Annotated in this window: 36 protein-coding genes and 1 pseudogene; 11 read left to right on the top strand and 26 right to left on the bottom strand. The window is 68.5% G+C overall.

Features of this window, described 5'->3' with window-relative positions:
- Window positions 1-3 precede the first annotated feature (3 nt).
- The 3 genes from hisA to hisB all read right to left on the bottom strand — a co-directional run bounded on the left by hisA (window position 4) and on the right by hisB (window position 2,046).
- The gene (gene hisA, locus PGN14_RS06500) at window positions 4-744 is read right to left on the bottom strand and encodes a 1-(5-phosphoribosyl)-5-[(5-phosphoribosylamino)methylideneamino]imidazole-4-carboxamide isomerase (RefSeq protein ID WP_335298645.1); all 741 of its coding nucleotides are present in this window, start codon (window positions 742-744) and stop codon (window positions 4-6) included.
- Window positions 741-1,346: an imidazole glycerol phosphate synthase subunit HisH gene (gene hisH / locus PGN14_RS06495; protein WP_335298643.1), complete on the bottom strand. Its 606-nt coding sequence runs from the start codon at window positions 1,344-1,346 to the stop codon at window positions 741-743. Before hisH ends, hisA begins: the two co-directional genes overlap by 4 nt.
- Before the next feature lie 112 nt (window positions 1,347-1,458).
- Window positions 1,459-2,046: an imidazoleglycerol-phosphate dehydratase HisB gene (gene hisB, locus PGN14_RS06490; RefSeq protein WP_335298642.1), complete on the bottom strand. Its 588-nt coding sequence runs from the start codon at window positions 2,044-2,046 to the stop codon at window positions 1,459-1,461.
- 76 nt (window positions 2,047-2,122) lie between these two features.
- Between hisB and PGN14_RS06485 the strand changes: the two genes are divergently transcribed.
- The 4 genes from PGN14_RS06485 to PGN14_RS06470 all read left to right on the top strand — a co-directional run bounded on the left by PGN14_RS06485 (window position 2,123) and on the right by PGN14_RS06470 (window position 4,759).
- Window positions 2,123-2,608, top strand: a complete 486-nt coding sequence (locus PGN14_RS06485) for an SspB family protein (protein WP_335298641.1) — start codon at window positions 2,123-2,125, stop codon at window positions 2,606-2,608.
- Window positions 2,609-2,893: 285 nt separating this feature from the next.
- The gene (fumC, locus tag PGN14_RS06480) at window positions 2,894-4,285 is read left to right on the top strand and encodes a class II fumarate hydratase (protein ID WP_335298640.1); all 1,392 of its coding nucleotides are present in this window, start codon (window positions 2,894-2,896) and stop codon (window positions 4,283-4,285) included.
- A gap of 52 nt (window positions 4,286-4,337) precedes the next feature.
- Window positions 4,338-4,550: a hypothetical protein gene (locus PGN14_RS06475; RefSeq protein WP_335298638.1), complete on the top strand. Its 213-nt coding sequence runs from the start codon at window positions 4,338-4,340 to the stop codon at window positions 4,548-4,550.
- A complete protein-coding gene (locus PGN14_RS06470; RefSeq protein WP_335298637.1) occupies window positions 4,547-4,759 on the top strand; it encodes a hypothetical protein in 213 nt (70 codons plus the stop codon). Before PGN14_RS06475 ends, PGN14_RS06470 begins: the two co-directional genes overlap by 4 nt.
- A 145-nt stretch (window positions 4,760-4,904) precedes the next feature.
- On the opposite strand, the gene PGN14_RS06465 is transcribed toward PGN14_RS06470, so the two are convergent.
- Entirely contained in the window at window positions 4,905-6,050 is a 1,146-nt protein-coding gene (locus PGN14_RS06465; RefSeq protein WP_335298635.1) for a CaiB/BaiF CoA transferase family protein, read from the bottom strand.
- A gap of 330 nt (window positions 6,051-6,380) precedes the next feature.
- Between PGN14_RS06465 and PGN14_RS06460 the strand changes: the two genes are divergently transcribed.
- From PGN14_RS06460 to gmk, 4 genes are all read left to right on the top strand, one after another.
- Window positions 6,381-7,487 carry an S-(hydroxymethyl)glutathione dehydrogenase/class III alcohol dehydrogenase gene (locus PGN14_RS06460; RefSeq protein WP_335298634.1) on the top strand — a complete coding sequence of 369 codons (1,107 nt, stop codon included), beginning with the start codon at window positions 6,381-6,383 and terminating at the stop codon, window positions 7,485-7,487.
- Between the two features lie 155 nt (window positions 7,488-7,642).
- A complete protein-coding gene (locus tag PGN14_RS06455; protein WP_335298633.1) occupies window positions 7,643-8,032 on the top strand; it encodes a VOC family protein in 390 nt (129 codons plus the stop codon).
- Between the two features lie 76 nt (window positions 8,033-8,108).
- Entirely contained in the window at window positions 8,109-8,939 is an 831-nt protein-coding gene (fghA, locus tag PGN14_RS06450; RefSeq protein WP_335298632.1) for an S-formylglutathione hydrolase, read from the top strand.
- Between the two features lie 31 nt (window positions 8,940-8,970).
- A complete protein-coding gene (gene gmk / locus PGN14_RS06445; RefSeq protein WP_335298630.1) occupies window positions 8,971-9,630 on the top strand; it encodes a guanylate kinase in 660 nt (219 codons plus the stop codon).
- Between the two features lie 18 nt (window positions 9,631-9,648).
- On the opposite strand, the gene PGN14_RS06440 is transcribed toward gmk, so the two are convergent.
- Genes PGN14_RS06440 through PGN14_RS06430 form a run of 3 tightly spaced genes read right to left on the bottom strand, consistent with a single transcriptional unit; the run spans window position 9,649 to window position 11,200 of the window.
- On the bottom strand, window positions 9,649-10,329 hold the full coding sequence (locus tag PGN14_RS06440) for an ATP12 family chaperone protein (protein WP_335298629.1): 681 nt from the start codon (window positions 10,327-10,329) through the stop codon (window positions 9,649-9,651).
- The gene (locus PGN14_RS06435) at window positions 10,326-10,532 is read right to left on the bottom strand and encodes a hypothetical protein (RefSeq protein ID WP_335298627.1); all 207 of its coding nucleotides are present in this window, start codon (window positions 10,530-10,532) and stop codon (window positions 10,326-10,328) included. Before PGN14_RS06435 ends, PGN14_RS06440 begins: the two co-directional genes overlap by 4 nt.
- The gene (locus PGN14_RS06430) at window positions 10,529-11,200 is read right to left on the bottom strand and encodes an HAD-IA family hydrolase (RefSeq protein ID WP_335298626.1); all 672 of its coding nucleotides are present in this window, start codon (window positions 11,198-11,200) and stop codon (window positions 10,529-10,531) included. Before PGN14_RS06430 ends, PGN14_RS06435 begins: the two co-directional genes overlap by 4 nt.
- Before the next feature lie 202 nt (window positions 11,201-11,402).
- Here PGN14_RS06430 and PGN14_RS06425 point away from each other — a divergent pair, with 202 nt between their 5' ends.
- Entirely contained in the window at window positions 11,403-11,609 is a 207-nt protein-coding gene (locus PGN14_RS06425; protein WP_335298625.1) for a hypothetical protein, read from the top strand.
- Here the strand turns inward: PGN14_RS06425 and PGN14_RS06420 are convergent.
- The 9 genes from PGN14_RS06420 to PGN14_RS06380 all read right to left on the bottom strand — a co-directional run bounded on the left by PGN14_RS06420 (window position 11,564) and on the right by PGN14_RS06380 (window position 19,048).
- Window positions 11,564-12,214 (bottom strand): FMN-binding negative transcriptional regulator, encoded by a 651-nt coding sequence (locus PGN14_RS06420; protein WP_335298623.1) that lies wholly within the window; start codon window positions 12,212-12,214, stop codon window positions 11,564-11,566. The genes PGN14_RS06425 and PGN14_RS06420 overlap by 46 nt on opposite strands.
- 1 nt (window position 12,215) lies before the next feature.
- Window positions 12,216-13,340 carry an RluA family pseudouridine synthase gene (locus PGN14_RS06415; protein ID WP_335298621.1) on the bottom strand — a complete coding sequence of 375 codons (1,125 nt, stop codon included), beginning with the start codon at window positions 13,338-13,340 and terminating at the stop codon, window positions 12,216-12,218.
- Window positions 13,337-13,717: a fluoride efflux transporter CrcB gene (crcB, locus tag PGN14_RS06410; RefSeq protein ID WP_335298620.1), complete on the bottom strand. Its 381-nt coding sequence runs from the start codon at window positions 13,715-13,717 to the stop codon at window positions 13,337-13,339. Before crcB ends, PGN14_RS06415 begins: the two co-directional genes overlap by 4 nt.
- Window positions 13,718-13,793: 76 nt before the next feature.
- Entirely contained in the window at window positions 13,794-14,297 is a 504-nt protein-coding gene (locus PGN14_RS06405; protein WP_335298618.1) for a pyridoxamine 5'-phosphate oxidase family protein, read from the bottom strand.
- A 174-nt stretch (window positions 14,298-14,471) separates the two neighbouring features.
- A complete protein-coding gene (locus PGN14_RS06400; protein WP_335298617.1) occupies window positions 14,472-15,650 on the bottom strand; it encodes an acetyl-CoA C-acyltransferase in 1,179 nt (392 codons plus the stop codon).
- Window positions 15,651-15,805: 155 nt separating this feature from the next.
- On the bottom strand, window positions 15,806-16,240 hold the full coding sequence (locus tag PGN14_RS06395) for a MaoC family dehydratase (RefSeq protein ID WP_335299176.1): 435 nt from the start codon (window positions 16,238-16,240) through the stop codon (window positions 15,806-15,808).
- A 191-nt stretch (window positions 16,241-16,431) separates the two neighbouring features.
- A complete protein-coding gene (locus PGN14_RS06390; protein WP_335298616.1) occupies window positions 16,432-16,809 on the bottom strand; it encodes a glycine zipper 2TM domain-containing protein in 378 nt (125 codons plus the stop codon).
- Between the two features lie 48 nt (window positions 16,810-16,857).
- Window positions 16,858-18,033, bottom strand: a complete 1,176-nt coding sequence (locus PGN14_RS06385; RefSeq protein WP_335298615.1) for a mechanosensitive ion channel family protein — start codon at window positions 18,031-18,033, stop codon at window positions 16,858-16,860.
- 1 nt (window position 18,034) lies between these two features.
- Window positions 18,035-19,048: a DNA topoisomerase IB gene (locus PGN14_RS06380; RefSeq protein ID WP_335298614.1), complete on the bottom strand. Its 1,014-nt coding sequence runs from the start codon at window positions 19,046-19,048 to the stop codon at window positions 18,035-18,037.
- 129 nt (window positions 19,049-19,177) lie between these two features.
- Here PGN14_RS06380 and PGN14_RS06375 point away from each other — a divergent pair, with 129 nt between their 5' ends.
- Entirely contained in the window at window positions 19,178-19,735 is a 558-nt protein-coding gene (locus PGN14_RS06375; RefSeq protein WP_335298613.1) for a type 1 glutamine amidotransferase domain-containing protein, read from the top strand.
- 33 nt (window positions 19,736-19,768) lie between these two features.
- Here the strand turns inward: PGN14_RS06375 and PGN14_RS06370 are convergent.
- Window positions 19,769-20,097: pseudogene (locus tag PGN14_RS06370) on the bottom strand (DMT family transporter).
- A gap of 22 nt (window positions 20,098-20,119) precedes the next feature.
- Window positions 20,120-20,884 (bottom strand): hypothetical protein, encoded by a 765-nt coding sequence (locus PGN14_RS06365; RefSeq protein WP_335298611.1) that lies wholly within the window; start codon window positions 20,882-20,884, stop codon window positions 20,120-20,122.
- 112 nt (window positions 20,885-20,996) lie between these two features.
- Between PGN14_RS06365 and PGN14_RS06360 the strand changes: the two genes are divergently transcribed.
- A complete protein-coding gene (locus PGN14_RS06360) occupies window positions 20,997-21,218 on the top strand; it encodes a hypothetical protein (RefSeq protein WP_335298610.1) in 222 nt (73 codons plus the stop codon).
- A 46-nt stretch (window positions 21,219-21,264) separates the two neighbouring features.
- Here the strand turns inward: PGN14_RS06360 and PGN14_RS06355 are convergent, their stop codons facing one another.
- From PGN14_RS06355 to PGN14_RS06320, 8 genes are all read right to left on the bottom strand, one after another.
- Complete coding sequence (locus tag PGN14_RS06355) at window positions 21,265-21,825, bottom strand: glycine zipper 2TM domain-containing protein (RefSeq protein WP_335298608.1); 561 nt, start codon at window positions 21,823-21,825, stop codon at window positions 21,265-21,267.
- Window positions 21,826-21,906: 81 nt separating this feature from the next.
- Window positions 21,907-22,338 carry an OsmC family protein gene (locus PGN14_RS06350; protein ID WP_335298607.1) on the bottom strand — a complete coding sequence of 144 codons (432 nt, stop codon included), beginning with the start codon at window positions 22,336-22,338 and terminating at the stop codon, window positions 21,907-21,909.
- An 81-nt stretch (window positions 22,339-22,419) separates the two neighbouring features.
- Window positions 22,420-22,728, bottom strand: coding sequence for a glycine zipper 2TM domain-containing protein (locus PGN14_RS06345; RefSeq protein WP_335298606.1), 309 nt, complete (start codon window positions 22,726-22,728; stop codon window positions 22,420-22,422).
- A gap of 129 nt (window positions 22,729-22,857) precedes the next feature.
- The gene (locus tag PGN14_RS06340) at window positions 22,858-23,640 is read right to left on the bottom strand and encodes a crotonase/enoyl-CoA hydratase family protein (RefSeq protein WP_335298604.1); all 783 of its coding nucleotides are present in this window, start codon (window positions 23,638-23,640) and stop codon (window positions 22,858-22,860) included.
- Window positions 23,641-23,671: 31 nt separating this feature from the next.
- Entirely contained in the window at window positions 23,672-24,262 is a 591-nt protein-coding gene (locus PGN14_RS06335) for a winged helix-turn-helix domain-containing protein (RefSeq protein WP_335298602.1), read from the bottom strand.
- A gap of 60 nt (window positions 24,263-24,322) precedes the next feature.
- Window positions 24,323-25,204 (bottom strand): transposase, encoded by an 882-nt coding sequence (locus tag PGN14_RS06330; protein ID WP_335298601.1) that lies wholly within the window; start codon window positions 25,202-25,204, stop codon window positions 24,323-24,325.
- Complete coding sequence (locus PGN14_RS06325; RefSeq protein ID WP_335298600.1) at window positions 25,192-26,118, bottom strand: hypothetical protein; 927 nt, start codon at window positions 26,116-26,118, stop codon at window positions 25,192-25,194. The genes PGN14_RS06330 and PGN14_RS06325 overlap by 13 nt, the downstream gene beginning before the upstream one ends.
- Complete coding sequence (locus PGN14_RS06320) at window positions 26,115-26,258, bottom strand: hypothetical protein (RefSeq protein ID WP_335298599.1); 144 nt, start codon at window positions 26,256-26,258, stop codon at window positions 26,115-26,117. The genes PGN14_RS06325 and PGN14_RS06320 overlap by 4 nt, the downstream gene beginning before the upstream one ends.
- Window positions 26,259-26,588: the final 330 nt, after the last annotated feature.

Below are 26,588 nucleotides of genomic sequence, written 5' to 3'. Positions count from 1 at the left end.
GCGTCAGGCGTTCTGCGCGACGCTCAGCGCTGCGGCGAGATCGAGCCGCCCATCGTACAGCGCGCGACCGGTGATGACGCCCTCGATCCCGTCGCGCGCGTGAAGCGCCAGGACGTGGATGTCGGCGATCCCTGCGACACCGCCGCTGGCGATCACGGGGATGTCGACCGCGCGCGCCAGATCGACCGTCGCCTCGACGTTGCAGCCCTTCAGCAGCCCGTCGCGCCCGACGTCGGTGAACAGGACGGCGGCGACGCCCGCATCCTCGAACCGGCGCGCGAGGTCGATGGTGCTGGTGGTGGACACGTCGGCCCAGCCCTTGGTGGCGACCATGCCATCCCGGGCATCCACCGCGACCACGATGCCGCCCGGAAAGGCGGCGGCCATGTCGCGGACGAACTGCGGGTTTTCCAGTGCGGCGGTGCCGATCACCACGCGCGCCACGCCCAGGTCGAACCATGCCTCCACCGCCGCGGGGGTGCGGATGCCGCCGCCGAGCTGGACGTGACCCGAAAAGGCGGCGACGATGCCGCGCACCGCGTCGCCGTTGACGCTCTCGCCCGCGAAGGCGCCGTCGAGGTCGACGACGTGCAGATGCTGCGCGCCCGCCTCGGCGAACAGCGTCGCCTGATGCGCGGGATCGTCGCCATAGACGGTGGCACGATCCATGTCGCCCTCCGCCAGGCGGACGACCTGCCCGCGCTTCAGGTCGATCGCGGGGAAGACGATCAGGGGCGCCCTCATGGCATCCACGTCAGGAACCTTTCCAGCAGCGCAAGGCCGTAGCGCTGGCTCTTTTCGGGGTGGAACTGCACGCCGACGATCGTGTCGCGCGCGATAGCGGCGGTAACCGGACCGGCATGGTCGGTGGTGGCGGCGACCTGCGCGCCGTCGAAGGCGTAGCTGTGAAGGAAATAGGCCTCGCCCGCGACAATCAGCGGGTGATCGCCGACCGGGACGACGTCGTTCCAGCCCATGTGCGGCACCTTCGCGTCGCTGCCCGCGACATGGATCCGCCGCACCGTGCCCGAAATCCAGCCGAGCCCGGCGTGTGACCCCAGCTCCTCGCCGCGGTCGGCGAGCAATTGCATACCGACGCAGATGCCCAGGAAGGGTGTACCCTCGTCCAGCACGCGGCGTCGCATCGCCGCCTCCATCCCGGGGATCGCGCGGAGCGCCATGGCGCAGGCACCGAACGCGCCGACGCCGGGCAGGACGATGCGGTCCGCCTTCGCCACGACGTCCGGATCGGCGGTGACGGTCAGGTCGGTGCAACCGGCGGCGCGCAGGGCATTTTCCACCGAGTGGAGGTTGCCCGCCTGATAATCGATCAGCGCGAGGGTCATCGATTGCCCCCCGGATACTCCGTCACCCCGGCCTTGAGCCGGGGTCCCGCTGTTTCCGCGGCGTCGGAGAAGAAGCGGGACCCCGGCTCAAGGCCGGGGTGACGGCGGGGCGTCACAACGTCCCCTTCGTGCTGGGGATCGCATCGGCCTTGCGCGGGTCGATCTCCACCGCGGCGCGCAGCGCCCGGGCGAGGCCCTTGAACGCGCTTTCGGCGATGTGATGGTTGTTGTCGCCGTACAGCGTCTCGATATGCAGCGTGATGCCGGCGGTCTGCGCGAAGCTGTGGAAGAAATGCTGGAACATCTCGGTGTCCATCTCGCCCAGCCGCGTCTGGGTGAATGCGGTCTTCCACACCAGCCAGGGGCGGCCGGAGATGTCGAGCGCGACGCGGGTCAGCGTCTCGTCCATCGGCGACAGCGCGTCGCCGTAGCGGCGGATGCCGCGCTTGTCGGCCAGCGCCTGCGCGATCGCGGCGCCCAGCGCCAGCGCGGTATCCTCGACCGTGTGATGCTGGTCGATATGCAGGTCGCCGTCGCAGCGGATCGTCATGTCGATCAGCGAGTGGCGCGACAGCTGCTCCAGCATATGGTCGAAGAAGCCGACGCCGGTTTGCACGTCATAGGCGCCGGTGCCGTCGAGGTTGACGGTGACGGCGATCTTGGTCTCGCTGGTGTCGCGGGTCAGGGTGGCGGTGCGCATCGTGGCGCGATCCCATAACGCCCGTGGCGTTCCGGGCAAGCTTGACCTCGCCCGCGACCGCGTTACCCATAAGGGCATGAACGACATGCTGCCCGACAGCCTGATCCCCTATGACGATATCGTGCAGGAGGCCTTGCGCGCGGTGGTGGGCCGCGTGCTGGGCACCGTCGCCGAATCGGGGGGGCTTCCGGGCGAGCACCATTTCTACATCACCTTCAAGACGCAGGCGCCCGGCGTCGATATTCCGCAACGGCTGGTCGAGCGTTTCCCGGACGAGATGACGATCGTCCTCCAGAACCGCTTCTGGGACCTGACGGTGGACGAGGCGCGGTTTTCGGTGGGGTTGAGCTTCAACCAGGTGCCATCGAAGCTGGTCATCCCCTATTCGGCGATCACCGGGTTCCACGATCCGGCGGTCAATTTCGAACTGCGGTTTCAGGCGCAGGAGGGGCCGGGCGACGGCCCCGGCGGGCACGATCCGGCGGAGAACGACGGCCCCGTGGCGGCGCCGGTCGAGGATGGGTCGAACGTCGTTGCGGTCGACTTCAAGAGGAAGAAATAGGGAGCGAGCGGCCTGGCGAAGCTAGGCCGCGTTCCAGCCCAAGGCTGGACGCGAACCGCCGGCCGGCGCGGCCTCGGCCGCGTCCGACGTCATGGGATTTACTCCCATGACGGCGCTGGTGCGGCGTGACCCTGGCCACTCCACATCGTGCTCCTGCGAAGGCAGGACGACAACGAGCATCAGCGCGCCTCACCCTGGGCTCCTGCCTTCGCAGGAGCACGGTGGGGCTTGGGGACGGGAACCCCGCCCGCTACGGCACGCTTCGTCACGAAAAGGACGAAGCGCATGACCGAAACCCGCACCGAAACCGATTCGATCGGCCCGATCGAGGTGCCCGCGAGCGCTTATTGGGGGGCGCAGACCGAGCGCAGCCTCGAAAACTTCCCGTTCGGCGCGCGCGAACGGATGCCGATCGAGATCGTCCATGCGCTGGCGATCGTGAAACAGGCGGCGGCGCGGGTAAACCGGCGCCACGGGCTGGCGGCGGAAAAGGCCGACGCGATCGAGGAAGCCGCGCAGGAGGTGGTCGCGGGGACGTTCGACGATCAGTTTCCGCTCGTCATCTGGCAGACGGGCAGCGGCACGCAGTCGAACATGAACGTCAACGAGGTGATCGCAGGGCGCGCCAACGAGATCCTGACCGGGGACCGCGGCGGAAAATCGCCGGTCCATCCCAATGACGACGTCAATCGTGGGCAATCGAGCAACGACAGCTTCCCCACCGCGCTGCATATCGCCTGTTCGATCGCGGTGCGCCGGCGGCTGATCCCGGCGGTCGAGCGGCTTCACGCGGCGCTGGATGCCAAGGCCAAGGCATGGTCGGGGATCGTCAAGATCGGGCGAACGCACCTGCAGGATGCGACGCCACTGACGCTGGGCGACGAATTCTCGGGCTATGCGCATCAAATTTACCGCTGTCTGCGCCGGATTGAGCCGGCCGTGGAGCAGGGCACCGACCGGCTGGCGCAGGGCGGGACTGCAGTCGGCACCGGATTGAACGCCCCGACGGGGTTCGCACGCGATTTCTGTGCGGAGGTGCGCGGGATAACCGGGATCGCGTTCAGCCCGGCGGACAATTTCTTCGAGGCCTTGGCGTCGAACGATCCGTTGGTGCATCTGTCCGGCGTGCTCAACACGCTGGCGGTGGCGTGTACGAAGATCGCCAACGACATCCGGCTGTTGGGATCGGGGCCACGCTGTGGATTGGGCGAGCTGGACCTGCCCGCCAACGAACCCGGCAGCTCGATCATGCCGGGCAAGGTGAACCCGACCCAGTGCGAGATGCTGACGATGGTCGCGGCGCAGGTGATGGGCAACCATGTCGCGATCACGGTCGGCGGCGCGCAGGGGCATCTGGAGCTCAACGTGTTCAAGCCGATGATCGGCGCGGCGGTGCTGCGGTCGATTGACCTGCTGGCGACGGGGTGCGAGAGCTTTGCCGAGCGCTGCGTCGAGGGGCTGGAGGCGAACGAGGCGCGGATCGCCGAGCTGCTCGACCGCTCGCTGATGCTGGTGACCGCGCTCGCACCCGAGATCGGCTATGACCATGCGGCGGCGATCGCCAAACATGCGCATGCCGAGGGGCTGACGCTGAAGGAAGCCGGGCTGGCGCTGGGGCTGGTGGATGCGGCGACGTTCGATCGGGTCGTGCGGCCGGAGGCGATGCTGGGGAACTGATCCACGTCACCCGCATTTTTGCGATGGCGTAACGACGAAGGTTCCTCTCGACATGGGTGCGACGACAATAGGCGCGCTGATCGGCGGCGCGATCGATGCGATGTCGGGCGACGACAGCGCGGCGGATGGCGCCCTGTACGGCGCGATCACGGCCAATGTACTGAAGCTCGTGCTGCCGGTTGCGGTCACCTATGCGGTTGGCTGGGGCGTGCTGAAGGGGTTGTCGGTGCTGGGCGATACGGTTTCCAGAAAGGTGTCGGCATGATCCGGACGATCATCGGTGCGCTCGTCGGGCGCGAACTGGGGCAGCGGCAGGGTGCCGGCGTGCGCGGTGCCGTGACCGGCGCGCTGCTGACGCGCGCGGTGACGCGAATGGGACCGCTGGGCATGGCGCTGGGCGGTGCCTATGTCGCGAAGAAGGCGTATGACCGGCGAAAGATGGAGAAGGCGGGACGGGTGCCGCCGGCGATCTGACGGCTCATCCGTCGCCCCTGCGCAGGCAGGGGCCTATGTCTGCATCGTCCTGACAACACCCCTGACACGCGGGCGCGCCGTGCGTGCCGAAATGGCTCGCACGACGCCGGCAGAGATAGGCCCCTGCCTGTGCAGGGGCGACGGGTTACAGCCAGTCCGCGTCCTGATGCTCGCCCAGTCGCGGGCTGGCGCGAGTCGCCATGACGCGGACGCCGTCATAGGTGATGGGGGCGGCGAGTCCGGGAAGGCCCTCCACCACCAATTGCATCCCGCGCGCCACGACCTGCGGATCGGCGAACACCTGATCGATGCGATTGACCGGGCCGACCGGGACGCCCGCCGTTTCCAGTGCGGCGAGCAGGTCGGCGCTGGTCCATCGCACCGTCTGCGCCGTTACCAGCGGCAGCAGCGCGGCGCGATGCCTCACACGTGCGGGGTTGGTCGCGAAGCGTGCGTCGACCGCCATGTCGGGAACGCCCAGCACCTCGCACAATTTTCCGAACTGACGATCGTTGCCGACCGCGATGATGAGGTCGCCGTCGGCGGTGGGGAAGCTCTGGTACGGGGTCAGATTGGCGTGGCCGTTGCCCATCCGCTGCGGCACGACGCCGCTCGCCATCCAGTTGAGCGCCTGGTTGCCGAGCACCGCGACCTGCGTGTCGAGCAGCGCCATGTCGATGTGCGTGCCCGTGCCGCTGCGATGGCGCGCCGCCAGCGCGGCGAGGATCCCGACGGTGGAATAGACGCCGGTGAACAGATCGGCGAAGGCGACCCCGCCCTTCTGCGGCGGGCCGTCCGGCTCGCCGGTGATCGACATGATCCCGCCCATTCCCTGGATGATGAAGTCATAGCCGGCGCGATGCGCATATGGCCCGGTCTGGCCGAACCCGGTGACCGAACAGACGATCAGCCGCGGGTTGACGGCGCGCAGGGCGGCCGCATCCAGCCCGTATTTGGCGAGGCCGCCGACCTTGTAATTCTCGATCACGACATCGGCCCCGGCGGCGAGGTCGCGCACGCGCGCCTGACCTTCGGGCGTGGCGATATCGATCGCGACCGATCGCTTGCCGCGGTTGCAGGCATGGTAATAGGCCGCCGACAGGTCCGTACCGTCGGGTGCGGTGAGGAAGGGCGGCCCCCAGTGGCGCGTATCGTCGCCCTCGCCGGGGCGCTCCACCTTGATGACGTCGGCACCGAGATCGGCGAGCAACTGGCCCGCCCATGGCCCGGCGAGGATGCGGGCGAGTTCGAGCACGCGGATGCCGGCGAGCGGGCGGGGTGGGGTCGTCATCGTTCCTCTTTAGCTCCGGCGTGCCGGGAACTGTCCAGATTGTTCGCGCGAAGACGCGAAGAAGAAGAAGATGGGTTCACGCGGAGGCGCGGAGACGCGGAGGTGTCGCGTTGGCGGTCATGTTTCGAGCCGCCATCGGCGGCTCCCTATGTTCGTTGCCGTCGTTGCTGCCGCGGACCGGAGCCGCAAGCGAGCACCCTCCGCGTCTCCGCGCCTCCGCGTGAACCCACCTTCTTCTTGGCGTCGTTGCGTCTTCGCGTGAACCATCCTTGAAGCCCCCTATTCGCCCGCATAAGGACCGTAGCGACCGACAGACAAAGAGGCTTGCTCATGAAGACCCGCGCCGCCGTCGCATTCGAGGCGAAGAAGCCGCTGGAGATCGTCGAGCTGGACCTCGACGGTCCCAAAGCGGGCGAGGTGCTGGTCGAGATCATGGCGACCGGCATCTGCCACACCGATGCCTATACGCTCGACGGGCTGGATTCGGAGGGGATCTTCCCCTCGGTGCTGGGCCACGAAGGGTGCGGCGTGGTGCGCGAGGTGGGCGCGGGCGTCACCAGCGTGGTGCCGGGCGATCATGTCATCCCGCTCTACACGCCGGAATGCCGCCAGTGTAAGTCGTGCCTCAGCGGCAAGACCAACCTGTGCACCGCGATCCGCGCGACGCAGGGCAAGGGCCTGATGCCGGACGGCACGACGCGCTTTTCCTACAAGGGGCAGCCGATCTTCCATTACATGGGCTGTTCGACCTTCTCCAACTTCACCGTGCTGCCGGAGATCGCGGTCGCGAAGATTCGCACCGACGCGCCGTTCGACACCAGCTGCTACATCGGCTGCGGGGTCACCACCGGGGTGGGGGCGGTGGTCAACACCGCCAAGGTCGAGGTGGGATCGACCGTCATCGTCTTCGGGCTGGGCGGGATCGGGCTGAACGTCATCCAGGGCGCGAAGCTGGCCGGTGCGCATCGCATCATCGGCGTCGACATCAACCCGGACCGCGAGGAATGGGGGCGCCGGTTCGGGATGACCGACTTCGTCAATCCCAAGGCGGTCGGCGATGTCGTCCCGCACCTGATCGCACTGACCGATGGCGGCGGCGACTATACGTTTGATTGTACCGGCAATACGGTCGTGATGCGGCAGGCGCTGGAGAGCGCGCACCGCGGCTGGGGCGAATCGATCGTCATCGGCGTCGCCGAGGCGGGCAAGGAGATCGCGACGCGGCCCTTCCAGCTGGTGACCGGCCGGGTGTGGAAGGGCACCGCGTTCGGCGGCGCGCGCGGGCGCACCGACGTGCCGAAGATCGTCGACTGGTATATGGACGGCATGATCCAGATCGATCCGATGATCACCCATCGGCTGACGCTGGAGGAGATCAACAAGGGGTTCGACCTGATGCATGCGGGCGAGAGCATCCGCAGCGTCGTGGTGTATTGACCAGCGTCCCCTCCCTTCAAGGGAGGGGCTAAGAGTGGGTGGATGCCGGACGATACGGCGGCCGTTCCGGTGGACTTCACCGTATCGTCAGGCCAGAACCCACCCCCGACCCCTCCCTTGCAGCGAGGGGAGAAAAACGGAGGAGAGGAGCGCTTATGTATTCGCACATGATGGTCGGATCGAACGACATCGCCCGGTCGAAGAAATTCTACGACTCGCTGTTCGGCGCCATGGGAGGCAAGCCCGGGATCCAGGACGACAAGGGCCGCCTGATCTACATGCACAACGGCAGCATGTTCCTGGTGACGACGCCGATCGACGGACAGCCGGCGACGCATGCCAATGGCGGCACGATCGGCTTCGCGGTCAGCGGTCCGGAGCAGGCCGATGCCTGGCATCAGGCGGGGGTCGCGGCCGGCGGCACCGCGATCGAGGATGCGCCCGGCGTGCGCAGCGCAGGGTTCGGCGACCTGTATCTGGCGTATCTGCGCGATCCGGACGGCAACAAGCTGTGCGCGCTGCACCGGATGCCCGCGGCGGCTTGACGAGCAGAAGAGGTCAGGCCTTCTTCGTCATCCCGGGTAAGGGCCGGGGTGACGAAGTTCGTTTGGGAGGACCCCGATGGAAATCGTCTCCACCTCGCGCGCGCACGGCGGGACGCAGGGCGTCTATCGCCACGTCTCCACCGCGACCGGGACCGACATGACCTTCTCGGTCTATGTTCCCGATCATGCGCCGGGCGCGCGGCTGCCGGTGGTGTGGTATCTATCGGGGCTCACCTGCACCCATGCCAATGTCACCGACAAGGGCGAGTATCGCGCGCATTGCGCGCGGCTGGGATTGATCTTCGTCGCGCCGGACACCAGCCCTCGCGGCGACGACGTGCCCGACGAGGATGCGTGGGATTTCGCCAAGGGGGCGGGCTTCTACGTCGATGCGACGCAGGCGCCGTGGTCCGCCAACTATCGCATGTGGACCTATGTGACGCAGGAACTGCCCGCACTGGTCGGCGAGTCGTTCCCGGTCGACATGGCGCGCCAGTCGATCATGGGGCATTCGATGGGCGGGCACGGCGCATTGACGATCGGGCTGACCCATCCGGAGCGCTTCCGCGCCGTCTCCGCCTTCGCGCCGATCGTCGCACCGACGCAGGTGCCATGGGGCAAGGCGCTCGACCGCTATCTGGGCGCGGACCCGGCCGCGCAGCGCGCGCACGACGCAGTGGCGCTGATCGAGGATAGCGCGCGCGTCAGGGAATTGCTGGTGGATCAGGGGGATGCCGATGGCTTCCTGGCCGAACAGCTGCGCCCCCACCTGCTGGCGGAGGCGTGCGACGCGACCGGGATCGACCTGACGCTGCGGCTGCAGCCGGGGTACGACCACAGCTATCACTTCATCTCCACCTTCATGGGCGATCATCTCGACTGGCACGCCGCGCGCCTGCACGCTTGACGGCGCGGGCGGGGGCGGGGCATCAGCCGCCATGGATTCCGCCTCCCCCGCCGACCCGCACAACATGAAGCGCCGCGGCGTGCTGTTCGTCCTGTCCTCGCCATCGGGCGCGGGCAAGTCGACGATCGCGCGCATGCTGCTGGCCAGCGAACCCGAGCTGTCGCTGTCGGTGTCCGCCACCACGCGCGACATCCGCAAGGGCGAGGTGGACGGGCGCGACTATCACTTCGTCTCGCTGGAGCGCTTCCGCGAGATGGTCGAGGAGCGCGCGTTCCTGGAATGGGCGCACGTCTTCGACCAGCGCTATGGCACGCCGCGCGCGCCGGTCGATGCGCTGTTGGCCGAGGGCAAGGACGTGCTGTTCGACATCGACTGGCAGGGCGCGCAGCAGCTGCACCAGATCGCCGGCGGCGACGTGGTGCGCGTGTTCATCCTGCCCCCGTCGATGGCGGAACTGCGCCGCCGGCTGGAGGGCCGGGCCACCGATGTGCAGGAGATCATCGACCGCCGCATGGCGCGCGCCGATGCGGAGGTCAGCCACTGGGACGGTTACGACTATGTGCTGGTCAACGACGACGTCGACGCCTGCTACGCCAAGGTGAAGACGATCCTGGCGGCGGAGCGACTGAAGCGATCGCGGCAGACGGGGCTGATCGGGTTCATCCGCAAGCTGCGCACGCCGGCGGGGTAGGTCGCTGGAGCACGACGTTCACAACAACCGCAGGAAGCGCACCGCCGCGTCATAGTCGCGCCGCCGTGCCGCGCGTGCCTGGGTGGCGAGGTCGTCCTCGCCCCAGCGTTCCGCCTGCCAATCCTCGTCGACCATCGCCGCGCTCCACAGCGTGCCGGCATCGACCGCGCCCTCGACCAGCGCAAGCGCGCCGATCAGCGTGCCCGTGATCGTCACCACCGGCGACATCGCGGCGAGGCGGAAGGCATCGCGGCTGGCCACCGCATCGGACAGCCGCGCCAGCGTCGCCGTAGGCTGCGCGCGGTGCATCACGCCGGTGACCAGCTCGAAATGCACGTCGTAGCGGGTGCGCGCCCAGTCGAGCAGCGGATCCCACGCCGCCGCCTGTCGCGCGACCAGCTCCTGAGGACCATCGGCGCGATAGCAGAGCAGGTCGCTTTCCGCATAGCGCGCCAGCCCCTGCGCGAACCCGTCATGGTCGGCGCCGACACGATCGATCGCGGCATTGGCGAGGCCGGTGAGCGGCATCGCACGCGGGTCGATCGCCTCCGCCACGCCCCGCCATTCGTCCGCGATGGCGGCGGCGAGTGCGGCCCCGGGCAGCGCCAGCGGCGCGCGCCCTGGGGTGCGGACCGGGCGATCGTCGAGCCGCACGACACGGTCGGTGTCGACGCTCACCTCTTTCCAGAAGCGCTTCACTCCGGGCTCCGCCAGCGATGCGCCAGCGCCCTGGGCACGGTCGCGATCACCCACAGCGCGGCGGCGACGATCGCGACGCCGAGCAGCCGCGTCGGCAGGTCGTCCGCGCGGCCCAGCAACACCACCCCCAGCACCGCGCCGATCGTGGCGACGAACCGCACCGCCATCATCGCCGCCCAGCGCGGAAAGGCCGGATCGCTCATGCCGGCACCGTCGCCAGCAGGCATTCGGCCAGCGCCGCGGCATCGTCGACGATCGTGTCGGCACCGGCGTCGCGCAGCGTCGCCGCATCGTGATAGCCCCAGGTGACGCCGACCGCGCGCGTTCCCGCCGCGCCTGCCATCGCCATGTCGTAGCTGGTGTCGCCGATCATCACGGTCATGTGGGGATCGGTACCGGCCTGTGCCATGGCGGCGTGCAGCATCGCGGGATGCGGCTTCGACGGATGGCGGTCCGCGGTCTGGAGCGTGACGAAGCGATCCGTCAGTCCGTGGTGCGCGAGCAGATGCCCCAGCCCGCGATCCGACTTGCCGGTCGCGACGCCGAGCCGCCAGCCCGCCGCGGCCAGCGCATCCAGCACCGTCAACAGTCCGTCGTACAGCGGCTCCACGTCGAGTTCGCCGGCGATGCGCATGCGGTGGAACGCCGCCTTGTAGTCGGCCGCGAGCGCATGGTGGAGCGACTCGTCGGCATCGGGCGCCAGTACGGCGACCGCCTCGACCAGGCTCAACCCGACGATGCCGCAGATCGCGGCCCGGGCAGGGGCGACCAGCCCCGCACCGGCATAGGCGGCCTCCATCGCGCGACAGATGTTGGCCTCTCCGTCGGCGAGCGTGCCGTCGCAATCGAATACCGCGAGACGATGGGTCATGTCTCTCCCCTAGGGCAAGCCGCGGCGGCGCGCCACAACGTCGCGCGCGCACGATCGAGCCGCGTGCTTGGCGCGGTCGCGACGAAGTGCCGCGATTCAGCGGCGAACCGCCCGTTAACCTATGGGTAGGATGAAGCGGATATGGTTAACCGCACGCGGCTGCTGGGGGGTGGCCGCTGACTCTGTACGAGCGAGAGCGGGAATGATCGAAGCCGTTGCCCTGACCTATGGAATGCTGCTCAGCTTCGTGCTGTCCGGCGCGTCGCACAACCGCAAGCTGGCCCGGCCCAATCCGCCGGTGCTCAACAATGTCGGCTATGTGCTGTTCGGCGCGACGGTTGCGGGCGCGGTGCTGCTGGCCGCCTATGGCTTGTGGGGCATGGCGACGGGGGCGGTGCTCGCGGTCTGACCCGGGCGATGGCCCGGCGCCGCGACCGCATCGGCCAGATCGTCGCGCCCCAGCGCGCGTAGCGCGGCGACGACACCGGCGATATCGCGGGCGGGCTTGTTCTGCGACAGCTTCGCGGTGCCGCGCCACGTCGCGACCCGCAACCGGAACCCGGCGATCGCCGCGACCATCGCGTCGACGCGATCGGCCGGCATCTTCTCGCGCGTCCAGCATGGCTTGGGCGCCAGCCGCACCTCGTGCTGATCGCCCAGCGCATCGATCTGCGCCAGCAATTCGTCGCGAGACAGCGGCTCGACGACGCCTTCCGCTTCTGCCGCGACATAGTTCCATGTCGGTACCTGCCCGGTGGTGGCGTACCAGTCCGGGCTGACATAGCCGTGCGGCCCGACCACGCTGACGATTGCCTGCGCGCCCGGCAGCAGCGCCGCCGCATGGTTGCGCCGGGAGACGTGGAACGTCAGCGCATCCTCATCCTCCAGCACCACTGGCGCATGGATCACCGCGGCGGCGTCTCCGTTGCGCACGAAGAGGTGCGCGAACGCCACGTCGCGGACCAGCGCGCGACAGGCATCCGCATCGACGCGGAATGAGGGATCGGGATGCATGTCAGCGCCGTCCCCGGCCGCCTCCGTCCGCCTTCTCGCCACCACTGCCGCCGCGCGACCGCCGTTCGCCGCGGCGTTCCTTGCGCACGGTCTTGGCATGCGCCCGCGCGCGCGCCTTCTTCTCCTCGCGCGAGGGCGGTGCCGCCTCGTCGAGCGGCATCATGTCGCCCGCCATCGGCTCAAACCCCAGCCCGGCGAGGCTTTCCGCGAAATGGGTCGGCAACTCGGCCGTCACGTCGATCTCGCCGCCGTCGGGATGATCGACGCGGATGCGCCGCGCGTGGAGGTGCATCTTGCGGCTGATCCCGCCGGTCAGAAAGGCGGCGGGGCCGCCGTACTTGCCGTCGCCCACGATCGGATGGCCGATCGCCGCCATATGCACGCGCAACTGATGGGTGCGTCCGGTGAAGGGTTGCAGCTCGACCCAGGCGGCGCGATTGCCGGCGCGCTCGATCACGCGATAGCGGCTGCGCGCGGGGCTGCCCTCCGCCTCGTCGACGTGCATCTTCTCGCCGCCGGTGCCCGGCTGCTTGGCGATCGGCAGGTCGATCGTGCCGTCGTCGATCGACGGGACGCCGACGACCAGCGCCCAATAGACCTTTTTCGCCGAGCGTCCGGAAAACGTCTTGGCGAAGAACGCCGCCGCGCGCGAGGTGCGCGCCACCAGCAGCGCGCCCGATGTGTCCTTGTCGAGACGATGGACCAGCTTGGGCCGCCCCTCCGCCTCATATTGCAGCGCGTCGAGCAGGCCGTCGACATGCTGCGTCGTCTTGGTGCCGCCCTGCGTCGCCAGGCCCGGCGGCTTGTTGAGCACCAGCGCCTGCGCATCCTTGTGGATCACCATTTCGCGCGCAAAGGTCGCCTCGTCTTCGGTCAGCGCGGGGCGGGTGCGGGCGGGGCGGACGTCGCTGCGGACCGGCTCGGCGGGCGGAATGCGCAGGACCTGACCGGCCTGGAGCCGATCACCCGGTGCCACGCGCGCGCCATCGACGCGGATCTGTCCGGTGCGCGCCCATTTGGCGACCGTGGTGAAGCTGGTCGCGTCGAGGTGCCGCTTGAACCAGCGATCGACGCGAATGCCGTCGTCGTCGCTGGCAATGGTGAACTGGCGGACCTGATCGCTCATGCCGCCACCCGCGTCAGCAGCAGGCCGGCGAACAGCGCGAGGATCGCACCGGCGACCGACAGCAGCACGTAGAAGGCCGCGCTGGCGATCGCACCACGCTGGACCATCCCGACGGTGTCGAGCGCGAAGGCGGAGAAGGTGGTGAAGCCGCCGAGCACGCCGGTGCCCAGCAGCAGACGCCAGCTGTCGTTGCCGGCGGTCGCATGGCGCGCGAGAATGCCGACCAGGACCCCCATCAGCAATCCGCCGACCAGATTGACGGTCAGCGTACCCCAGGGCCAGGTCGGGCCGAGGGCGAGAAGCGTGGCGCGATTGACGAGGTGGCGCACACCGGCGCCCACCGCACCGCCCGCCATGACGAGGAAAAGGGGGTTCATCCCCGCCCTCTATCCGCTTTCGCGCGACAAGGGAAACGGGCCGGTCGCGGTCATGCGACCGGCCCGCGACGATCGATCAGGCGGGGGAGCTTTCCGCGGTGGTGCCTACCTTCGCATGGCTGCCGGTTTCGTCCGATCGGATCGTGCCGCCGAACAGCATCTTCAGCCGGCCACCGACCGAAATATCGGTCTCCCACAATTCCGCGCTGTCGATATCGACGCGGAGCAGCGCGAGGTTCGGATCCTCCTTGCCGCCCGGAAACCACGCCTCCGCCTGCTTGTTCCACAGCTTGTCGATCTGCGCGCGATCGTTGTCGATGCGCGCATCACCGTCGAGGCAGGCGAAGAAATCGTGCCCCTTGGACACATATTGCATCATCACCTTGCCGCCGCCCGCGACGCGATTGTCCTTGCCGATGAAGAAGAACAGCGTGTCGACCTGATCTTCATCCAGCTGCGCGGTCAGCGGCTCGCTGTGCGAGGAGCCGTCCGCCTTGCCAACCATGACGAAGGGGCTGTCCGCCATCTTCTTCCACAGGTCTTTCTTCAGCTGCTTCGGATCGGTGTTGGCGTCCGCCATGTGTCGTCTCCTCTCGAACGGTTTGGTCGGAGAACGAGGAGCGGGAGCGTTGGTTGCGATCCGTCGCCCCGGATATACGTCACCCCGGCCCTGAGCCGGGGTCCCGCTTTCGTCGAGAGAAGCGGGACCCCGGATCAAGTCCGGGGTGACGGAGAGAAACAGGCTTGTGCGGTTTTACAGCACCTCGAACAGCCCCGCCGCGCCCATGCCGCCGCCGACGCACATCGTGACGACGACGTACTTCGCGCCACGGCGCTTGCCCTCGATCAGCGCATGGCCGGTCATGCGCGCGCCCGACATGCCATAGGGGTGGCCGATCGAGATCGCGCCACCGTTGACGTTGAGCAGTTCGTCGGGGATACCCAGCTTGTCGCGGCAATACAGCACCTGTACCGCAAACGCCTCGTTCAGCTCCCACAGGCCGATGTCGCCGATCTTGAGGCCATTGCGCTCCAGCAGTTTCGGGATCGCGAAGACCGGGCCGATGCCCATCTCGTCGGGCTTGGTGCCCGCCACCGCCATGCCGACATAGCGGCCGAGCGGGGTCAGGCCCTTCGCCGCGGCGACCTTTTCCTCCATCAGCACGCTGGCGGATGCGCCGTCCGACAGCTGCGACGCATTGCCGGCGGTGATGTTGAGGTCCGGTCCCAGCACCGGCTTCAGGCTCTTGAGACCTTCCAGCGTGGTGTCGGCGCGGTTGCCCTCATCCTTCGACAGGGTCACTTCCTCGTAGGAGACGTCCTTCGTCTCCTTGTTGACGTTCGCCTTGGTCGCGGTGACGGCGACGATCTCGTCGTCGAACTTGCCCGCGGCCTGCGCGGCGGCGGTGCGCATCTGCGACTGATAGCCGTATTCGTCCTGCACATCGCGGCTGATGCCATAGCGCTTGGCGACCACCTCGGCGGTCTGGAGCATCGGCATGTAGATGTCGTTGTGCATCGCCAGCAGCTCCTTGTCGGGCGCGACGCGCATTTCGGGCGTCTGCACCAGCGAGATGCTGTCGACGCCGCCGCCGATGGTCACGTCCATGCCGTCGACGACGATCTGCTTGGCGGCGGTGGCGATCGCCATCAGGCCCGAGGCGCACTGGCGGTCGAGCGACATGCCCGACACCTCGATCGGCAGCCCGGCGCGCAGCAGCGAGGTGCGCGCGATGTTGCCGGCCTGATGCCCCTGCTGGAGCGCGGAGCCGATGACGACGTCGTCGACCTCGCCGCCCTCGATCTTCGCGCGCTCAACCGCGGCCTTGATCGCGTGGCTGGCGAGCGTGGGGGAGGGGAGATTGTTGAACGCACCGCGATAGGCGCGGCCGATCGGGGTGCGGGCGGTGGAGACGATGACGGCGGAACGCATGGGAGCCTCGTGAAAACTCCCCTCCCTTTCAAGGGAGGGGCTGGGGGTGGGTGGCGTGCTCGCGATACGGAGCCGCCGATCGATGGAGGGAGCCGTACCGTCAGGCCGCGACCCACCCCAACCCCTCCCTTGCAAGGGAGGGGCTCAGTGGTCGGTCAGGCGAAGACCTGCGTGATCCACTCCGCGATCATCGCGGGCTTGTCGCTGCCCTCGATCTCGATCGTGGTCTCGGTCGTATATTGATACTGGCCAGGGCGCTTTTCCTCGAACTCGACGATCTTCGAGCGGCCGCGGACCTTCGAACCCGAGGGCACCGGGGCGAGGAAGCGAACCTTGTTGCCGCCATAGTTGACGCCCATCTTCACGCCGTCCAGCCGGGGCGCGTCGGGGGTCTTCATCGACAGCAACGGCAGCAGCGACAGCGTCAGGAAGCCATGCGCGATCGTGGTGCCGAACGGCGTCAGCTTCGCGCGTTCCGGGTCGATGTGGATGAACTGGTGGTCGCCGGTCGCATCGGCAAACTTGTTGATCATGTCCTGGGTCACCTCGACCCATTCGGACACGCTTTCCTGTCCGATCGCGGCCTTCATCTCGTCTGCGGTCACCTGGTCCTCCCCTCGTCGAGCAGCGCTGCGTCTCTCTAGGCGCTCGCGCTGCACTGCCGCAAGAGGGAGCGGACCGGGACTACGAAAAAGCCGCCGGACCTAGCGTCAACGGCGGCTTTCCGTGGTGCAATCCGCCAAGGTCAGGCGGACCCGATCTTCGAATCCGCCCGAATCGGTCAGCGGCAGCGAACCTTGCCCTTGTCGATCGAACGACCCAGCAGCGCGCCGCCGGCGCCACCTGCCAGCGTGCCCAGCAGCCCGCCGCCGATCAGGTTGCCGACCACCGCGCCGCCGACGCCGCCGACGACCAGCCCGGTCGTGCCGTCGTTGCGGCGGCAGTAGGTGCGGCCGTCACGCCCGCGATAGACCTGGTCTTCGCGCGACAGCCGCCGCTCGCGTGCGTTGCTGCGCCGGTAATCGCGCGCGGCATCCCAGTCGCGCTCCTCGCCATGCCAGCGATAGTCGCGGTCGCGGCGCTGCGCGTCGGCGGGGGCGACCGCCAGCGGCGCAGACAAGGTGGCGATCATCAGGGCGGACAGCATGGCACGGTTCATGGTCGTTTCTCCTCTACCCCCGCGACAACGCCGTGACGGGCGAGCGGTTCACTTCGCCTCGGTAGGTGCGATGTGGAGCTGTTCCGAATAGGGCATCACGAGCGTGCCGTCGGGTGCGGCGGTGAACGTGGTCTGCGTCGGATAGGGGATGACGATTCCCTCCTCCGCGAAGCGGCGGACGATGGCGACCATCAGCCGGTTGCGCGTCGCATGCGCCACGCCCCAGTCGTCGCCCGCGGTATCGACCTGCAACACGACATCGATACTGGAGGCGCCGAAGGTGTCGAACCCGGCGCGCGCCACCTTCGCTCCCTCTGCCTCGACCAGCTCGGTGAGGATCTGGGGCACGCGTGCCAGCGTGTCCGGCGGCGTCTCATAGGCGACGCCGATCGTATAGCCGACGCGGATATGGTCGCGCAGCGTGACGTTCTGGATCTCCTTGTCCAGCAGTTTGCGGTTGGAGATGATGCGCAGTTCGCCGGTATAGGCGCGGATGCGGGTGGACTTCAGCCCGATCGCCTCGATCACCCCGCTGGTATTGTCGTAGCTGACCTTGTCGCCACGACGAAACGGACGATCGAAGATGATCGCCAGCGCGGCGAACAGGTCCGCGAAGATGCCTTGCGCGGCCAGACCGATCGCGATGCCGCCCACGCCCAGCCCGGCGACCAGGCCGGTGACGTTGACGCCCAGATTGTCGAGCACCACCACCAGCGCGATCGCGAACACCGCGAAGCTGACCAGCAGCCGGATCAGCCCCATCGCGCTGACCAGCGCCTCGCCCGAATAATGCTCGGACCGGGTGCGATGCTCGATCGCGCCCAGGATCAGCTCGCGCGCCCAGATCGCCGCCTGGAACACCGCGGCGACGGTGAACAGGAAGGTCGCGGTCGTATCCACCTCCGGCGGGGTGGCGGCATAGCCGCTCACCAGCTTGGCCGAGAGCATGATGATGAAGAAGGCGTTGGTGCGCTCGATCGCGCGCCCCAGTACCGCGGACCAGCCCTTGCCGCTGGCGCTGCGCCGCGCGAGCCGCGGCCCCAGTCGTCGCAGCCAGAACAATGCCAGCGCAATGACCGCGCCGGCGCCGATCGCGATCAGAATTTCCAGCCAGCGTTCCTGCAGCCAGGTGACGCTGGACCCGAGCAGGCTGTTGACCTGCGCGCCGACCGCATCGGCGTCGAACGCGGCGCGCTGCGCCGCGGTGTTGCTTGCCGTGGTCATGTCACGCCGCCTTCAGTTCGCACGCGCCGGATTGTTCCAGGAAGGCGATCAGCCCGCGCTCTCCGCGCGTCAGATAGCTGGTCGCACGCGGCAGCCGCAGCGACTGGCGGAACGCGGCCTGCGCGGCCTTGTCCTTCGCCAGTTCGATCAAGGCGGGATGGACGTAGGACTTGCGCGCGATCGCAGGCGTGTTGCCCAGCCGCTCCACCACCGGCTCCAGCATTGTCTTCAGCCCGATCGGCGCGGGCGCCCCCGCCAGCGTCTCGAACGCGACGACGCTGGCGCCCCATGTGCGGAAATGCTTGGCGGTGAAGCCGTCGCCCATCGCCTCGCGGATATAGGCATTGACGTCGGACGAGGTGACCGCATGCGGTGCGCCGTCCTCGCCGACATATTGGAACAGCTTCTGCCCCGGCAGGTCCTGGCACTTCTTGACGAACCGCGCGAGGCTGCCGTCGGTGATCTTCAGCCGGCGCTGCTTCCCCGACTTGGCGCGATATTCCAGCGTCAGCGTGCTGCCGGTGATCTCGGCATGGCGATCGCGCAGCGTGGTGAGGCCGAAGCTCTTGTTGGTCTTCGCATAGGCCTCGTTCCCGATGCGCAGCGATGCCACGTCGAGCAGCTTGACGATCGCGGCGACGGTGCGCTCCTTGCTGTGGCGCCGCTTCGCCAGATCGGCCTCGACACGCGCACGCAGCTTGGTGAGCGCGCGGCCGAACGGTGCGCACAGATCATATTTCGCCGCCTCCTGCTGCGCGCGGAAATCGAGGTGGTAGCGATATTGCTTGCGCCCCTTCTCGTCCCAGCCGACCGCCTGGATATGGCCGCCCGCGTCGGGGCAGAACCAGGCGTCGGTGTAGGCGGGGGGCAGGCCGATCGCGTTCAACCGGTCGATCTCGTCCCGGTCGGTGATGCGGCTACCGTCGGGCGCATGATAGGCCCAGGCGCCGTGGCGCGTCTTCTTGCGCGTGATGCCGGGTGCCTGGTCATCGCAATAGACAATCTTCTGCGTCACTTAGCCCTTCCGGTGTGGTGCGATGAGCGTGTCGCGGGAAATGCGCGGCCCAGCGCTTCGTTCCGGAACGTACCACGGGGCGTGGGGGTTCACCCGCGGCTATCCCCCAAGCAACAATGGAGATGTCCCATGGCCGACCTGACGCAAGCGCGCGTGCTGATGATCGCCGCCGACGGTTTCGAGACGGTGGAACTGTTCGAGCCGAGAAAGGCGCTGGAGGCGGCGGGGGCGACGGTCACGCTCGCGTCGATCAAGCGCGACCCGATCCAGGGCATGAAGGAGGACATCAACCAGGCCGAAACCGCGACGCCCGACCTGACACTGGAGGAGGTGGAGGTGGACGATTACGATGCGCTGGTCCTGCCGGGCGGGGTCGCCAACCCCGACAAGCTGCGGGTCGAGGATCGCGCGGTGGAGATCGTCCAGCAGTTCATGGACGACGATCGCATCGTCGCCGCGATCTGCCACGCGCCCTGGCTGCTGGCCGAGGCGGACGTGATCGACGGGCGTCGGCTGACCGGTTTCGCGTCGATCCGCACCGACCTGGAAAATGCCGGCGGCGAGGTGGTCGACGAAGAGGTGGTGGTCGACGGCAATCTGATCACCAGCCGCAAGCCGGACGATATCCCGGCGTTCAACGAAGCGATCATCCAGGCGCTGACCGAGGAACTGGCCGCGGCGGACTGATCGTGGCCGCTCGATGCCGGCGGTGGTGCGGCGCTATCGCACCGTCGCGGTGGAGAAGAGATTCATCACCAGCACGCCGGCGGTGATCAGCACCATCCCCGCGACCGCGGGCATGTCGAGCCGCTGGTCATCCACCCACCACGCGATCGCCGTGATGAGCACGATCCCGACCCCGGACCAGATCGCATAGGCGACCCGGTCGGGATCGTGCGCAGCGCGAGCGACAGGCAATAGAAAGCGATCGCATAGCCCGCGATCGTAACCATAGCGGGCAGGGGACGGGTAAAGCCGTCCGATTGCTTGAGCGCGCTGGTGGCGATCACCTCCGCGACGATCGCGACGAACAGGAGCAGGTGCGGCATGATCGCACCATAGCGTCGCGCGTCAGCGGGCGTCGACCATCAGATCCACCTCCGTCCCGCCGCCGCGATGCGGGCGCAGCGTGACGAGATAGGCACCCGCACCCGCCTTCGTCCCCGCGAGCACATGTTCCGCGCCGTCCGCCTGATGCCCGGCGGCGAAGCCCGCATCGGTGGCGCGCGTATAATAGAAGTCGAGCAGCGTCTGCATCGGCTGCGCGCTGGCGAAGCTGACGACGCGTAGCGCGCAGCCTTCCGCGTCGGCGCCCGCCGCCTCCGTCACGCGCGCATCCGGATAGAGCGGCATCGCGGCGGGCAGGCGATTGGCCCAGGCGGTGGAATAGCCCAATCGTGCGGCACATTGGCCGGTGTCGCCGCCCTGCGCCCGGGCCAGCGCGCCCAGCGTCAGCGCGCGGCGCGCGGCGGCGCATTGCGGGCAGTCGTTGGAGGCGGCGGGTGCGCTGCGCAGTCCGGCGGGCAGCGCCACGCTCTTCATCGCGGCGACGGCGATGCCGTCGGGCGCGACCGCGCCGGCGACCGGCGTGGTGGGCGGACGGACCGCATCGTCGTTCGCCTGCTGCACCAGTGCCGGATCGACCATGATCTGGTCGTGGAGCGCGGCGGTCAGCGCCGGGTCCCCCGCGCTGGCGACGGTGTTGCCGACCAGCGCGTCGTCGATGGCATCGAGCGTATTGTCCTGCGCGTTGAGAGTGGCGTCGTTCGCCGCGCCGCAGGCGGCCAGCAGAAGCGCCAGCGAAGAGGTCAGGGCCGGGATGGTCGCTCGCCGCATGGAAGTTCGCCAGACGAATTGATGGATTATGCCGCTCCTGCCATCGGTGCGGTTAAGGAACCCTTCGTGTGATGGTCTTGCAATACACCGGCGGAGGGGTCATCTATCGCTCATGCTGAACATCGTCTCGGTCCTGATCGGCCTCGTCGCGCTGGTATTGGGTATCGTCCCGTTCCTGCCGTTCTTCGCCTGGGGTTACTGGTTCGTGATCCCGATCGCGGTGGTGGGTGCGGCGATCGGCGCATTGTCGTCGCGCAACGGCGGGCGCAACCTGAACCTGATCCTGATCGTCATCTTCGGCCTGCGGCTGATGCTGGGCGGCGGCCTGATCTGATACGAAAAGGGGCTCCGGTCGCCCGGAGCCCCTGTTATCGATCAGCCTAGCGGCAGCGCACGTTGCCGCGATCGATCGACTGACCCAGCAGCGCGCCGCCACCCGCGCCGATCAGCGTGCCGAGCAACCGCGACCCGCCGCCCGCGATGATATTGCCCAGCGCACCGCCGGCCAGCCCGCCGACGACCAGCCCGGTCGTGCCGTCGTTGCGGCGGCAGTAATAGCGGCCGTTGTAGCCGCGGTAGATGCGGTCGTTGCGACCCAGCGACCGCTCGCGATAATATCGTCCGTCGCGATAATAGCGGGCGGCGTCATAGCCGCGCTGCCCCGGCTCGTACCGGTTCCAGTCGTAGCGGCTGGACCGCCGCCAGTCGCGCACCGTGTCGTTGCGGTCGCGCCGCGCATCCCGGATGTCGTCGCGATATTCGCGGCGGGCGTCGCGGACGTCGCGTCGCGAATCCGCATCGCGGATGTTGTCGCGATAGTCGCGCCGGGCGTCGCGGACGTCGTCACGATATTCGCGATTGGCCTGCCACGGGGTCTGTGCCGCGACCGGCACCGCCGCCAGCGTCGTCGCCGCCAATGCCATGCCCATGATGATACGCATAACAACTCTCCTCTCTCTAAAGGGTGCGGACAGAACGGGTGGGCGAGGCGCCGGTTTCGTGAACCGAAAACTACTGGCGGTTCATACCGCAGACAGTTCGTGCGTCAGCGAGATATTGGCCGTCAACACCTTGGAAACCGGACAATTTGCCTTCGCGCCTTCGGCAATCTGCGCGAGGTCTTCCGGTGAGATGCCCGGGACTTTCGCGGTCAGGTGCAACGCCGACGCGGTGATGGTGAAGCCATCGCCGTCCTTTTCCAGCGAGACATTGGCGGTGGTTTCCAGCGTGCCCTCGGCATGGCCGGCGCGCGCCAGCGCGAACGACAGCGCCATCGTGAAGCACGAGGCGTGCGCCGCGGCGATCAATTCCTCCGGATTCGTGCCGGGCTCGTCGTCGAACCGCGTGCCGAAGCCGTAGCGCTGGTCCTTCAGCACGCCCGACTGCGTCGACACCCAGCCCTTGCCGTCCTTGCCGAGCCCTTCGTAGCGGGCGGAACCGGTGCGGGTCGTCATGTGGCGTCTCCATGATGTGAAACGAAAAAGGGGCGCGATCCGATGGATCGCGCCCCCAAAACGCCGTGTCGGAGAAAAGGCTCAACGGCAGCGGCGGTTGCTGCTGCTACGTTCGATCTCGCGCCCGGCCAATGCGCCGCCGACGCCGCCCAGCACCGTGCCCAGCGTGCGGTCGCCGCGCGTGTCGATCGTGCGTCCCAGCAGGCCGCCCGCGACCGCGCCGACCACCAGTCCGGTGGTGCCGTCGGGCTTGCGGCAGCGGATGCGACCGTCGTTGCCGCGCCATTCGCGGTACTTGTAGCGACGCTGCGCATCGGCATCGACGGTGGTGGCGACCAGCGTCGGCGCGACCATCGCGGTGGCACCCAGAACCAGCATGAGCTTACGCATGACCATGTCTCCCTAGAAAAGTCGTATTGGGTTCGAAACGTCCGCAGTCTAACCTCGTTGCATGAACCTGAAACAACGTCGCGTTCAGGATGGGACGGCGGTTTTCCCAAGACTGGTTCCGCAAGGATCCTAGTCGACGAAGACCGGCGCGCGCTTCTCCATATTGGCGACCACCGACTCGCGCTGGTTGGGGCTGCCCATCAACTTGATCTGCTCCGCGCTCTCCGCCAGCAGGATGCTGGCGGTGTCGCCGTCGACGACCTCCGCGAACAATCGCTTGCACGCGCGCACCGCATGCGGGTTACGCCCCGCGATCTCGCGCGCGATCTGCATCGCGTGCGCATGCGGATCGTCGGCCAGATGGGTGACGAGACCCCAGGGCTGCGCCTGTTCGGCGGTGAACTCGCGACTGGTATAGACCAGTTCGCGCAGGATATCCTCGCGCACCGTGCCGCGCCACAGCGCGAACCCGCCCATGTCGGGCACCAGCCCCCAATAGGTTTCGCGGATCGCCATCCGGGTGGCGGGATGCGCGATGCGGATGTCGGCGCCCGACAAGAGCTGGAACCCGCCGCCCATCGCCACGCCATGGATCGCGGCGATCACCGGCACCGCCAGCTCGCGCCAGCCGGTGCAGACATATTGCGCGAGATTGGCGGTCCCGTGGCTGCGCTCGCCCAGCTTCAAGCCCGAGCCGCCGCCCGCCATCGATGCCATGTCGAGCCCGGCGCAAAAGGCGCGTCCCTCTCCCGACAGCACCACGACGCGCACGTCGCCGCGCGCCTTCAGCGTCTCGATCGCCTCCGCCAGCCCGACGAACATCGCGGGATCGAGCGCGTTCATCTTGTCGGCGCGGGTCAGCCGGACATCGGCGATCCCGTCCGCCACGGTGATCGAGACACGGTCGTTCATGAAGCCATCCTTCCTAAGTCTTTCGACTTGGCTAGCCGGTGGCGGGCGGCGTCGCAACCAGCCGATAGCCGCGACCGCGATCGGTGTGCAGCATCGGCCAGTCGAACCCGCGGTCCAGCGCGGCGCGCAGCCGCGAGGCATGGACCGCCAGCAGGTTGGTGCCCGGATCGAACGCCAGCCCGAACACCGCGCGTCGCAACTCCGCATGCGGCACGGTGCGCCCGGCATGGCGCGCGAGATGGACCAGCATGGCATATTCGCGCGGCAACAGCAGCAGCGGGCGCCCGGCGCGGGTGGCGCGGCGCGCAACGCGATCGATCGCCAGCTCGCCGACATGCCACCAGCCGTCGGGAGCGAGCAGGCGCGCGGCGCGCGCCGCGATGACGGCATCGTCGGCACGCGCGGCATCGGCGACCCCGGCGTCGAGCGCCTCGCCCTCCTCCTGCACATCGCGCGCCACCGCGAGCAGCTTCACGCCCGGAAAGCGCACCGACAGCGAGGCACGGTGCGTGGCCGGCGCGATCAGCAGGACCGGCGCCTCATCGGCGGTCGCCAGCGGCACGCCGTGCAACCGCAGCACGTCCGCCAAACCGGGACGATCGATGAGCAGCCGCACCGCCATGCATCCGGCATATCGCGCCGCACGGCCAGTTGGGGCGGAGGCTGATCCGGAACGGAGGCGTCAGCCGAGCCGCGCGCGCGCCGCCCGCGCGATCATGGCGTCGCGATCGTCGGCCAGTCGTTCGTCGAGCGCAATGGTCATCGCCTCATCCGCCACGCCGGCGAGGCACGCGCGCGCGGTGCGCCGCATCCGGGGATGCGGGTGCCGCATCGCGAGGTCCGCGGCGAGCGCGATGCCGGCCTCGCCGCCCAGATGCGTGGCCACCGTCACCAGCGCCTCCGACGGCGTCGCGGTCATCGCCTGCGCGATCGTGTTGCTCGCGACGTCGAAGCGATATTGCGTCCGCCACGGCTGCGCGCGGTCGTAGCCCAGCACGTTGAGCGAGACGGAGAAGCTGTCGGGGGGCAGTTGCACGTGCACATCGCGGTGCGCGCGATAGAGCATCAGCTTGCCCTGCTCCAGCCGCGCGCGCTCGTCAAACACCAGCCGTGCGGGATCGCCCGCGTCGCCATGACGATCGCCGTCGAACAGATAATAGTCGCTCCAATAGCCCGGCCCGAGATAGCCGACGGTCAGGAACGAGAAATTGTGATCGTGCGGCAGGTCGTAGAAGAAGGGCGCGGTCCCGCCCGCGCGCACCACCGCATCGTTCAACGCGGGCCAGAAGTTCGCGCGCAACGCATAGCGGGCGCCCGGCGCGCGCAACATCAGCACCTGCGCGCCATAGCTGTTGCCCTGTTGCCCGGCAAAGCGCCGTTCCAGCTCGCCAATCGCCAGGTCGGAGAGGAAGGTGCGGTTGCGGGCGAGACGTGCCAGCCATACGCCCATCGCCGCGAACGCATCCTCGTCGCGGGCGTCCCACGGCGCGGCATCCAGCGCATCGACCAGTTCGTCGAGCGAGATGGCGACCCCGTCGTCGGTGTCGTGGATCACGCGCGGCACAGGCGCGCCTCCACCAGCGGCAGCGTCCGCGCGGCGGCGGCACGGACCTCGTCATGCGGATCGTGCATGGCCATCTGCCGCAAGCGCGGGGCGGCGGTGCGCAGGTCCAGCGCCAGCCATTCGCGCATCGCGTCCCAGCGCAGATGGAAGGCGGCATCCTGCGCCGCCGCCGCGAAATGCGCCGCGGCGTCGCGGCGCCCGTCGACGCGCAGCAGCGTGAGGAGCAGGCGCGTGCGCGAGGCGGCATCGTCGCTGGTAGCGGCGCGCAGCAGCGTGCCGTCGGCGCGGTCATATTCGCGCGTCAACCCGGTGCTGCGGGTGGCGAAGGTCAGCAGTGCCACGTCGCTGGTCGCCCCCTCGATCAGATGCGCGTGGCGGCGGCCGTCGATCCGGCACACCATCCCGTCGACCAACGGTAGCAACGGCAGCGGCATGAGCGGTGGCGCATCGGCGGCGGAGAAGCGCTCGTCCGCCGGCCCCACCTCCCAGCGCGCCAGCGTGGCGCCGCCCGCCCGATGATAGCGCGCGACCGACAGCCGGCCCGATGCGGCCAGCGTCGCGGGCGCCGGCGCGCGCGCCATCTCCGCCGCGGACAGGATCGTCGCCGTCAGCGTCAACGCGGGCAGCTCCAGCAACAGCGCGGTGGTGCGCAGCGGGTCGCGCGTGACGCGCACCGGCGGCTCGAACCACGGATCGGCCGCCAGCGCCTCGATCAGCGGCGCCAGCATCGGCGCGATCCAGCGCCCGTCGCGCAGCAACGCCTCCGCTACGTCCGCCACCGCATCGACCCGTTCGGGATCGCAGCCAGCGAAGGCGTCCGCGATCCGCGTCACCTCCGTGCCCGACTGCCATGCCCGGGCCACCTCGTGCGAGCGGTCGGTCGAGGCCGCCAGCACCGCGCGGGACGGGATCATGCGTGCGAGATGATGACGATGCCGACGATATATTCGCAGGTATGGTCCGCGACCTGCTCCAGGGCGCGGATCGCGCCCGCGTTGGCGACGCGGGTGTCCAGTTCCTCGATCTCCGCGATGTCGATGCCGTGCGCGTCCATATCGTGTCTCCCCCCGATGGATACGCACCTTGTTCCCCGCGGCGCGCCAGCGGCGTTAGTTAAAACGCTGCAACGTTGCGCGCGCGGTGCGGGCGTGTAGAGACGGGGCATGGAGTTCGACCCCAAGACGATGGTGCTGCAGGCGATCGAGACGCGCACGTTCGGCGGGCACGGCGGGCGTTTGGGCATTCCGTTTCCATGCGCGGGGCGAGGACTGGATCGAGCTGGCCTTGCCCTACTCGCCCGACCTGATTGGGGACGAGGACAGCGGCGTGATCGCGTCCGGCCCGATCATCGCGATGATGGACATCGCGACCAGCCTGGCGGTGT

Source organism: Sphingomonas adhaesiva (assembly GCF_036946305.1).
Lineage (GTDB): Bacteria > Pseudomonadota > Alphaproteobacteria > Sphingomonadales > Sphingomonadaceae > Sphingomonas > Sphingomonas adhaesiva_B.
Note: the sequence above shows the minus strand (reverse complement) of the source record. Positions and strands in the feature narration are given on the sequence as shown.